The 10,397-nt window shown below is 53.7% G+C and carries 9 protein-coding genes and 1 pseudogene; 2 read left to right on the top strand and 8 right to left on the bottom strand.

Features of this window, described 5'->3' with window-relative positions; all coding sequences use genetic code 11:
* The 4 genes and pseudogenes from BCV73_RS07440 to BCV73_RS07425 all read right to left on the bottom strand — a co-directional run.
* A pseudogene (locus BCV73_RS07440) lies at nucleotides 1-2,186 on the bottom strand (cytochrome P450); the annotation flags it as partial.
* Nucleotides 2,187-2,462: 276 nt separating this feature from the next.
* A complete protein-coding gene (locus BCV73_RS07435) occupies nucleotides 2,463-2,864 on the bottom strand; it encodes an RDD family protein (RefSeq protein WP_076167832.1) in 402 nt (133 codons plus the stop codon).
* A 195-nt stretch (nucleotides 2,865-3,059) separates the two neighbouring features.
* Nucleotides 3,060-3,620 (bottom strand): AAA family ATPase, encoded by a 561-nt coding sequence (locus BCV73_RS07430; protein ID WP_089546611.1) that lies wholly within the window; start codon nucleotides 3,618-3,620, stop codon nucleotides 3,060-3,062.
* Between the two features lie 191 nt (nucleotides 3,621-3,811).
* Nucleotides 3,812-4,189 carry a DivIVA domain-containing protein gene (locus tag BCV73_RS07425; RefSeq protein WP_076167836.1) on the bottom strand — a complete coding sequence of 126 codons (378 nt, stop codon included), beginning with the start codon at nucleotides 4,187-4,189 and terminating at the stop codon, nucleotides 3,812-3,814.
* A gap of 271 nt (nucleotides 4,190-4,460) precedes the next feature.
* Here BCV73_RS07425 and BCV73_RS07420 point away from each other — a divergent pair, with 271 nt between their 5' ends.
* On the top strand, nucleotides 4,461-5,417 hold the full coding sequence (locus BCV73_RS07420) for a cation diffusion facilitator family transporter (protein ID WP_089546610.1): 957 nt from the start codon (nucleotides 4,461-4,463) through the stop codon (nucleotides 5,415-5,417).
* Between the two features lie 105 nt (nucleotides 5,418-5,522).
* Nucleotides 5,523-6,092, top strand: a complete 570-nt coding sequence (locus BCV73_RS07415; protein ID WP_089546609.1) for a TraR/DksA C4-type zinc finger protein — start codon at nucleotides 5,523-5,525, stop codon at nucleotides 6,090-6,092.
* A gap of 108 nt (nucleotides 6,093-6,200) precedes the next feature.
* Here BCV73_RS07415 and BCV73_RS07410 read toward each other — a convergent pair whose 3' ends face one another.
* The 4 genes from BCV73_RS07410 to BCV73_RS07395 all read right to left on the bottom strand — a co-directional run bounded on the left by BCV73_RS07410 (nucleotide 6,201) and on the right by BCV73_RS07395 (nucleotide 10,257).
* The gene (locus tag BCV73_RS07410) at nucleotides 6,201-7,205 is read right to left on the bottom strand and encodes a Gfo/Idh/MocA family protein (protein ID WP_089546608.1); all 1,005 of its coding nucleotides are present in this window, start codon (nucleotides 7,203-7,205) and stop codon (nucleotides 6,201-6,203) included.
* Nucleotides 7,206-7,232: 27 nt separating this feature from the next.
* Complete coding sequence (locus BCV73_RS07405; RefSeq protein ID WP_076169519.1) at nucleotides 7,233-7,595, bottom strand: replication termination protein; 363 nt, start codon at nucleotides 7,593-7,595, stop codon at nucleotides 7,233-7,235.
* Between the two features lie 549 nt (nucleotides 7,596-8,144).
* On the bottom strand, nucleotides 8,145-9,308 hold the full coding sequence (locus tag BCV73_RS07400) for an acyltransferase (protein ID WP_179231920.1): 1,164 nt from the start codon (nucleotides 9,306-9,308) through the stop codon (nucleotides 8,145-8,147).
* A 166-nt stretch (nucleotides 9,309-9,474) separates the two neighbouring features.
* Entirely contained in the window at nucleotides 9,475-10,257 is a 783-nt protein-coding gene (locus BCV73_RS07395) for a pirin family protein (RefSeq protein ID WP_412973950.1), read from the bottom strand.
* Between the last annotated feature and the right edge of the window lie 140 nt (nucleotides 10,258-10,397).

The raw sequence follows: 10,397 nt of genomic DNA, 5'->3' as shown, positions 1-10,397 counted from the left end.
GAGAGTGGGCGGCCCCCCCGCCGCACCAATGGCTCAGGATTGACCGGGAGCACGCCCAGATGATCCCCTTCGCGATAAGCCGTACCCTCCGGCAGCGCAATTTCAATGTGCTGCGTGACTCTTCCGCTGTCTGCTTGCTGAAGATTGCAGCTGCGCACGATCCGACCGGATACGGCATGGTAGGTCTCCGCAAGAGGCACGGCAGCCACCCCCTGGACAAAGCGCAGCGACAGCGTGCTCCGCTTGGTGTCGCGGACGTCCGAGACCGGAAGTCCCAGCGCTGGCATCAAATCCGGCCATAAGCGCTCCGTCCAGTCGTCCACTTCCCGTTCAAAATCGCCGCTGGCATCGCTCTCCCCGCGCGGAAGGAGCCGCTTTCCCCCTTTGGCGGCCAGCTGCTCGTCAATCAGGCGCGGAATCCGCTGGTACGTGCTGGCCCAATTGTGATCCCCGCAGCCGAATACGGCGTAGCGGACGTCCCGGATGGCGGAAGGATCGGCGGTTTCCAGCCATTCCATAAACGACTTGGCGTTGGAAGGGGGCTGGCCGTTATAGGACGCCGTTACGATAATTACCGCCCCCTCCTTCGGAAGCGCGCCGGCATAGTCGTCCAGGGGACCGACCTGGCTGTCGAATCCCTGGTACCTCGCGCGGTCAGCCACCTCCCTGGCGATGCCTTCCGCGGTGCCCAGATTAGAGCCGTACAGGACAAGCAGCGGCGTATGATGTTCATTTGCAGCCAGGGATGCCGGCTTGGTGGATTCGCTGACAGCGGCTTCCACGGTCTCGGCGCTCCCGTAACCCACTGGAATCAATGCGCCTTTGCGGCTGCGGACACGGATCCGGAATCCATCCGGTTTTAGCGTAAGCGTCTCTTTAACCTTGAGTTCGTAGTGGCCGGCGTCCGCCAGGTCAAAATACTTCAGCACCAACCCCAGCACCAGCGTGGCTTCCTGCAGGGCGAACTGCTGGCCGATGCAAGCCCGCTGGCCGTTGCCGAACGGCTTATACGCATCATGCGGAACCTTGCTAGGATCCTCGAACCGCTCGGGTTTGAATACCTCCACGTCATCGCCCCAGACGCGCACGTCCCGGTGAAGTCCCGGAATGAGCACCGTCACGCTGTTGCCCTGCTGGATCGGATAGGTTCCCCCAATCATCGTATCTTCTTTAGCGTACAGCGAGAAAGCCGGTGCTGTCGGCCATAAACGCAGGGACTCGCTAAGTACCATCCGGACATATTTCAGATCCCTTACCTGTTGATACGTCGGCACGGGATCTTTCAAAATCCGGTCCACTTCTTCCACAGCCTTGCGCAGCTTATCGGGGTTTTTCATCAGAAAATAGATCGCAAAGGAGAGCAAACCGCTGGTCGTTTCATGCCCCGCGATCAGGAACGTGATCATCTGATAGCGGATATTTTCATGATCCAGCCGCTCCCCCGTATTTGCATCAACACCGTCCAGCATATGTGCAAGCAGGTCATCCTCATCCCCGCCATGCGCCTTACGCTCCCGGATCAGTTCATCGACGAGTGAAAACATCGTCTGAATATCTTCTTGAAACTGCCGCTTCTTCCGGATCATAAACATATCTTGGATGCCCAGCCGGTGAAGCTGGTTCATCCCTTCGTCAAGCGCACGTACCATGGCATCGATAAAGGGGTGATTGTTTTCCCGGTAAAAGCTGTTAAAACGGTAACTAAACCCGCACAGCCCGATCGTGTCGAGCGTCAGACGGGTCATATCGGCAGGAACGTCCACCGTTTCGTCCGGGTTCAGCCTTCCCCATTTTTGAATCAACTGCATGGCGATATCCAGCATTTTCGTATGATAACCCTGCATGGCCCGCTGGCTGAAGCTGGACAGCAGAATGTTATGGGCTTTTTTCCAATTGGGTTCCTGGGTTGCGCTCGTAAAGAGGCCGTCACCGGCAAATGCGCGCACGTTCTGCAGCGGAGCCCAGATCCTTTTGTCAAAACGCTTTTCGTCGCAGGCGTCCTTCACATATTCATGGCCGGACACGTACAGCTCCCTGCGGCCCCCGGGATATTGGAACTGAAAGATCGGCCCGAGCTCCGCGGCGACCTTCACCAACGATTGCACCGGTGCGGCGGAATCCAGCAAAGGCAGATTGCCTAAAGGTCCGTAGGTTTTAGGTTGAGGCACCTGAATGGTTTGCGTCATGGTTATTCCCTCCATCATCCTTGTTTTTTCTCTTTAATCCAGCCCGATCGGCGGACCGGTAACCGCTCTGAAAAATACCAACTGACCAAAATAGTAATCCGGTCATTTTATAAGAAAAAAGGAGGATTTGACGGCTGCTGGCTGCTTACGCCTGACAACGCTGTCCTATCCTACCTTTTACCCTATCATGATATGATTGTCCCGCACATCAGCCAGAGGTCCGGAATTCACCGGCAAGGCTGCGTGCTTCCTGTTACTTTTCAGCCAGGACATCGTTCAGTCATATACGACTTCCGTCCCGGCAATAAAGTCATGAATCGACCGTTTGTCTTCACGCAGCCCCACCATAAAAGCACTGACGATCGCGCAAATGCCGAAGCTTAGACCATACACGAGGCCGGCGACGACGTTCCGCAGCAGCATGGTCCCGATTCCGGGAGGCTGGTGATCGCTCACCTTGCGGATCCGGATGTTGCATATCCTTTTGCCCACCGTATAACCGTTCCAGAATACAGGAATGAGCAGTGTGTACAATCCGCTGATCGTATCGGAAATCCACTCCTCGTTTCCCCATTTTCCCGTAATCATCCACACCACAATCATGATCGGCAAACCAACGAGCAGCCCATCCACCAGCGATGCCCCAAGCCTGATCCAAAAACCCGCATTCCGATTCATTCCGCCTCCTCCTTCTCGTACCCCAAGTTTTATTCATAGTACTCTGGCGCTTTGGCGGTACATTCTTTACTTATGCGACGGCATGACCATTGTTTCTTCCATGCGCCCTTCCAGCAATATGCTGCTTATATTTAAAGAACGTCACGGAGAAGAAAAAGTTACTGGATTGCGGCAGCTTGCAGCCGTAGTGAAACACTATATCCCGAATCTATGCTTAATCTGGCGCGCCACTTCTTCTGCGCTCAAATCCGTATTGTTGATTCTCAAATAGTTCTCCCGCTTGATCTCGCCATCATATGAATTTAGCCGGTATTTTTCCATCGATGTCTTCAGCTCATTTTCGGACCACTCCGTGTTCCGTTTCGTTGGCTTATGCTGCAGCCGGTTTGGGCTAAGATTGCGGGAGAGCCGCTCGTCTAGATCAGCCTCCAGCTCAACGAAATACACTTCCGCGTCCCTGGATTCGAATATCCCGCAGACCTCCTCCACATAATCCCAATCCGCCTTCATGTCCAGCGCCCATACAAACGTGAAAATAAGGCCGGCAAGGTCGCTCTTGGCAACCTCTTCAAAGATCTCCCTCCGGAACAAACCAACCAGCCGTTTCCCGGCTTCCGAACCGTAGCTGAAAAACGGCGAAACCAGCTCAATCGTCATATGGTTATGAAAAAGCTTCAGCTCCGTTATTTTTTCGAGTTCCTGTCCTACGGTCATTTTGCCTACGGCCTGCGGGCCAAAAATAAGGATGAATTTCATACGGTCCCTCTCCTTTACATTTCGCGTGGTTGGATGAATTCAACAGGGACAGCTCATTTTCCTTGACTATCGGAGCATAGATGCAAAAAATACACTTCCCGTTTTGAGCGCAAACATAAAAAGCCCTCCGAATCATGATTTCTGTCCATGATATTCGGAAGGGCTCTCGCAGTATGTCTGTATGTAATGGATTAATCGACGAAAAAGTCAGGATCCGGCCTGATCTTGCTTTTGAGCTGTCTAAGGTTGTACTCCATTTTCAATACGATATCCTCTATCACCTTCGGATCGATGGCAAAACGGTCCGGTTCCGGCCGTGAGCCTGCCTTCAAGTCGCGCAGCGTGATTTGCTGCTCCTGCCATTTATCCATCAGATCGGAAATGATCGCATAAAACCGCTCGTAATCGCTTATGACTTCATCCAGGTAGGCATCCACCTCTTCCGGATCGTAACCCCGAAGCTTGTTGCTGAACACCTTTTCATGGATGGAAAGTGCATCCAGATGAATGCCCAGCTGCTTGAACAGCTTCTTCTGTTTATCCAATCGGCGCTGCATATGTTCATCCATTTGACGAATACCTCCAAATCTCTAGCCCCGCAAAGGGAGGATGTCCTGTATTACTCCCACACCCTATATTTTTTATATCACATCCTTGCCTGGGATGAAAACCGTTCCCCGCTTTTTTGGAGAATGTTCCAAAGAAAAATGGCCATCCTAATGGATGGCACAAATTGACACAAGCGTGAAATATGTTATTATATGAATAGATGCTCATATGTTAATATTAATTAAAAACATGGATGCAATTTCGCTTTGTATTCAAAAGGAGGAGCCTCTTATGGCACACGGTCATCATCACCATCATTCCCACTCAACCACTCACGAACATTCACACTCACACTCGCATTCGCATGCGCACGGACCGGCAGATTATAACCGTGCCTTTCTGATCGGTATCGTGCTCAACACGGCCTTCGTCATTTTGGAGGCGGCTTATGGCCTGATCAGCCATTCCCTTTCGCTCGTAGCCGATGCCGGACACAATTTAAGCGATGTCCTCGCTCTCGTGCTGGCCTGGGTCGCCAGCCTCCTCGTCCGAAAGAAAGCGACGGAGCTGCGCACGTACGGTTACCGCCGTTCCTCCATCCTCGCCGCCCTCTTCAATGCCCTGTTCCTGCTCGCGGCGATCGCGCTCATCGCTTGGGGCGCGATCAGCCGCCTTATCCACCCGCAGCCGGTCGACGGCGTGGACGTCATCTGGGTGGCGGCTGTCGGCATCCTCATCAACGCGTTGACGGCGCTGCTGTTCGTTTCCGGACGCCGGGGCGATCTGAACGTCCGGGGGGCGTTTCTGCATATGGCTGCGGACGCCGGCGTATCGCTCGGCGTAGTCATCGCAGGAATCGTCATTTCCGCAACGGGCTGGCTGTGGGTCGACCCGGTCGTCAGTCTGCTGATTGTGCTTGTTATCGGCATCAGCACCTGGGGGCTGCTGAAGGATTCGCTTAACATGGCTCTCGACAGCGTGCCTCCGGGCACAGACATTGCGGCCATCCGAAATTACTTGACTTCCCTGCCCTGGGTCAAAAGCATGCATGATCTGCACATCTGGGGCATGAGCACCACGGAAACGGCGCTCACGGTACATCTCGTGGTAACGGAGCCCTGCAACGGCGATGAATTTCTGCAGCAGGCAGCCGCCGAGCTGCGCGAGCAATTCGGTATCGGCCATACCACCTTACAGCTCGAGATCGGTGATCTGCCCTGCGCTCTGGACGGAACCGATACCGTCTAGACTGTTCAGCTGGAGCTGACGGACACCGCATGATTGCTCCCCGCGCCTTTAGGGTAAGGAAAGAGTACAGATACCTTATTCTACTGTCAGAAGGGAGTCTTATCCATGAGTCATTTAACCCATGATCAGCAGCAGGAGCTCAAATCAGCACTGCTGGAACGCAAAAAGGAGCTGGAACACCACTTTCACGCGAATGGTGAGGACAATGCCCTGCTGGGCGACTCGCTCGCCGATTCCACAGGCGAGCTGTCCTCTTACGATAATCACCCCGCCGATGTGGGCACGGAGGTGTTCGAACGCGGCCGAGACCTGGCCGTCAACGACACGCTGCAGGATGAGCTGGAACAGGTCGACAGCGCCCTTGGGCGCATGGACCGCGGGGAGTACGGCCAATGCGTTGAATGCGGCCGGGACATTCCGTTCGAGCGCCTGCAGGCGATCCCGTACACCGCTTATTGCGTGGAGCATACGCCGAATCGGGACGTCAGCAGCGACCGTCCGGTCGAAGAAGAGGTGATCACTCCGCCGCCATCCGGCGCAGGCGAAAACCGGCAGCGCTATGACGGCCGTTTTGATGATGCGGACGCATGGGAATCCGTCGAAGAGTACGGCACGTCTAACACGCCGGCCATGGCAGCCAAGCGTGACGTCGCCGATTATGATGAAGGCATGTAAAGCCGGACACAGGACAATCAATGCCCCGGGGATCTCCAGCAGAGAACCCGGGGCTTTGATTGTCCTGTGTCTTGTGTCTCGCCTACCGAAGTGCTTGCAGATGAACGCTTACTGCAGGAAAACCTTCTGTTTCGTCTCGGCTGACTTCAGGCACGCTTCCACAACCTTCATGTTCCGTACCGCATCTTCCGGAGGATAAGGGAGCGGCGTTCCGTCCAATACCGCTGCGGCAAAGGCGTCGGCCTCCAGCATGAAATGGCTCAGCACACCGAAGCGTTCCTCCCGCCGCTGATCCCCAACATGGACGATAATCTGGGCCGGCTCTTCGCTCTGCTCCCAGCCAAATGCAACCGGCAGCTCGATCCGTCCTTGCGACCCGACGATCTCCAGCGTGCACCGGGGCGCGGCCCACATGCCGCAGTCAAAGGTCAGCCCAACGTCGTTCGGAAACTCCACCAGACCGGTTGCCATGACGTCCACATGATCGTGTTCCTCCGAAAACAGCGCCTGGACCGACACGGCCAGCGGCTCCTCGCCAAGGATCATGCGAGCCGCCGAAATCGGGTAGCCGCCAACATCATAGATGGCCCCGCCGCCCATCGTTTTTTTATACCGCACATTCTCCTTATTTTCGATGTGGTTGTACGTGAAGCACCCGTGAATGGCCCGGATCTGGCCGATTTCGCCTTCCTCGATGATTTCCCGGACCCTGCGATGCTTCGGATGATACCGGTACATAAACGCTTCGGAGAAAATCACCCCCGCTTCCCTGCACGCTTCGACCATTTCGGAAGCTTCTTCGGGGCTGAGTGCAGACGGCTTCTCGCACAGCACGTGCTTGCCGGCTTTTGCCGCCTTGATCGTCCACTCTTTATGCAAATGGTTGGGAAGTGGAATATAAACCGCATCAATATCGGGATCCTTCAGCAGTTCTTCATAGTTTCCATACGCCTTCGGTATATTAAACTGTTCCGCCGTATCTTTGGCTTTGGCGTAATCCCGGCTGGCCACCGCCGCAATCTCGGCGCGTCTGGCGTTCTGGACGCCGGGAATAAAAGCGCTTCTCGCGATACTGGCCGTGCTTAAAACCCCAAAACGCAGCTTTTCCTGCATCCCCTACGCCTCCTTCCCTTCCGGGTCTTATTGGTAATTGTCGTTAACCGCCTTGTGCAGAATGCCAAGACAGCGGTCCAGATCGGTTTTGACCTGTTTTTTATACAGCTTGGCCTTCTCGGCTCCATCGTCCGTAAAGTGGTACAATACAATTTCCTGAAAGTCCACCCGCGGATCGCTGCCCTTCAACTGCTTGGTCCGGTAGAAAATGCCCTCCTGCACCAGTTCATGCAGGGCACGGTAAATTTCGCTCTGCGGGGGAGAATAGCCGTAGCTCTTAAACTCCTGTCTCAGCTCCTCCAGCATCTGATAACCATATCCGCGGTGCTGCTCCACCATCGTAATCAGGTAAGCTTTAATAAATGCCCGCTGGGCAATCATAAAGGCCATGCCAGCTTCCTCGCTTTCTTCCCTATTTCCTTCATTAACCAATTTACCTCCATTATAAACGACTATTTTCCAAATCGCATAGCATGAAGGTTTCACTTTGGGAAAATCTGCGGCAAATTAAATACAACGGGCTTACTGAGAATACCGTGGAACGGGATTGAACCGTTTTCCGGGTCCGTTCTGGATCAGAGTAGATCGGTCTGGAACGGTCTAAGTCGGTTTGGCTCCTTCCTTTTTACTTGGACTTGAATGAGTTAAGTACGCCGGGCATGGCAGAATGGCTCCAAAGGTGCAAGATTCAGTACGTATTGGGTTTTTCTATTGTGAATTTTTCATATGTTGAAATTATGTAATTATGCGGTTGGCAAATAAGTAAGCCTTGGATCCGCCGGGGCGAACTCAAGGCTTTTTGAGAATTCAAAGCTTGTTTTAATGATACAAGGTGTTTAAGCGATTGGGTCGCAAGGTGCGATTTATCGTTGGCGATGCCGGACTGTTGGGATGCTTGTCCACTCGCGTTGGTGGATCGCTGGGATCGGCTTACTGGAATCAGGCTGCTTTTGGCGGGCTTGTTTTTTTTCTTAAGGAAGAGACCCCAGCCGTCCACTTGCCGAATGGCAGGTAAGATAAAACCACGATGAGGAGATAAGACAGCAGCACGCAAATGATGAAAGACATCAGCATCCGCACTGCCACGTTCCATCCCGCAAACCACCAGGCATCAAAGGAATACGTATAGCGCAGCATGAGGGCATGAGCCAGATAAGTGCCGTACGAATATTTTCCGAGCAGGGACATCGCCCGCTGCGCCCTCGGACCTGCCTGACGAGTCCATTGGAGCGCGTATCTGTAAATGACGAAAACCGAGCTTACCAGAAACATGGCAATCAACGGACGCAGTAGCGAAACTGCATTAAAATTGATGTTCAGCCCGTCCGCCGTTTGGAAGCTGGCCACCAGCTTATACGTAAAATATCCGAACAAGATCCAAAAGACAGCCGTATAAATAACTCCGCCTTTCTCTACCGCCCATCTCCACCGTTCGGGGTACATCCCCGCTGCCGCCCCAAGAATAAAATAAAACATGAAGTAGACGAAGTTACGATCAGCGTAGGCCGTAAAAAACGGCGTCAGAAACGGAATATCCGCTTTTGTCAGCAGAGCGCTGATATCCGGCCGGAAGTACAGCAGCACCAGATAAGCCAAACCGCTGAGCACCAGCAGGGCCGTCCACAATCGATGCGGAGCAGCCTGCATGATCCGGCGGATCAGCATCCGAAAAACAGGGAACAGCAAATAAAACTGCATGATCATGACCACGTACCATAAATGATAACTATTCTTACCGGTGAACAGCATCATCGCCCACTTCCCCCATTGTTCGGGAGACCCGAAGTTCCACTGCTGACTGATGCCAAAATAAACAGCCGACCACAGGATGTAGGGAACCAGTACATCGCTGAACCTTTTTCGCATAAAAAGGCCATACCGCAGCGGTCCGTCATAATTGTAGAACAGCACCATCCCGGTGATGAAAATGAAAACGGGCACCGCAAACTTAGCCGCCATCAGCAGCAGCGTCATGATAACCCCGTCCTCCATGGCCACCCCGCCGACGATAGAGTAGTGGGCGATCGCATGCTGCATGGCCACAGCCAAGAAGGCCAGCCCCCGCAGCAGTTCTATTTCCTGTATTCTCGCTTTCTTTGACATACTTTCCTCCTGGTGCTTAAAAAGATCACTTTCCTGACCACAACTCATTTTCTTTACTTTACCCTTTTCCATCCTAAACGAAAAAAAGAACGCCTGCCAGAAAGAATTGGCAAAGCGTTCTTTGGAACTTACAGCCTGGCTGATAATACGTACCGAGGCCGCATCGTTAATAGCGTTTAGGAAGCAGCGCGTAATCCACGCGTTCCGGAACTTCAATCAGCAGCATCCGAAGCGGGCCTTCCTGGGCCTGAACCGTGATTTCTTCGTCATGATCTGTGCTCAGCAGCATAAAGTCGCGCGGATCAAACGTTTCGTCATGTACGCCCGGAAGCTCACCGCTCCAGCGGCCGCCGCCCCGAAGCGCGAGCGCAGCCAGCGCCCGCCCCTTATGAAGGATCTGGCTGTAGGTGCCGCCGGCTTCCAGCTGAACGTCCCACATTCCGGCATCCACGCTGAGCTTAAGCGGAGCGTCTCCCCCTACGATCTGCTTCACGGTGCCGCCGGCGGTTTCCGTTACCGGAAACTGTTCGTGCTCCCATTGCTCGTAAGACGGTTCCCGCTTGTTCGATACTTTCAGATCCGGCTCAAACCAAATTTGAAAGCTCTCCATGTCCGGACCGATCAGACGCTCTTCATGGCTGACTCCGGACCCCGCCCGGATGAGCTGGGCTCCGCCGGAACCAACCGTGCTGCGGGTACCAAGGGAATCCCCGTGTTCAGCCTTCCCTTGGATGACGTACGTCATAATTTCAAATCCAAAATGGGGATGAAGAGGAATATGTCCTTCCTCCGGAGTGTGGGCCCATGCCCAATAAAACAGCGGGCCGATCCGGTTTATGACCGATCCCTCCCCAGAGAAACCGATTGGCTTCTGCTCTGTGATCTTTCCTCCGTCAAATGCTCCGCGTCCCTGCATCGAGGGCAAATAGCGCCGTACATGCATGCTCATCCCATCCTTTCCTACCTTGTGTTAAATTTACATCCATCACGATTCATCTAAATGATTGACTTGCATATCCGTTACTAACGAAACATCCAATTCAATGGAGTACACACCCGACCACCACACTTATATATTTTACGATAGCT

The organism is Paenibacillus sp. SSG-1 (assembly GCF_002224835.1).
Classification (GTDB): domain Bacteria; phylum Bacillota; class Bacilli; order Paenibacillales; family Paenibacillaceae; genus Paenibacillus_AQ; species Paenibacillus_AQ favisporus.
The sequence above is the reverse complement of the archived record's forward strand: the minus strand, read 5'-3'. Positions and strand labels throughout refer to the sequence as shown.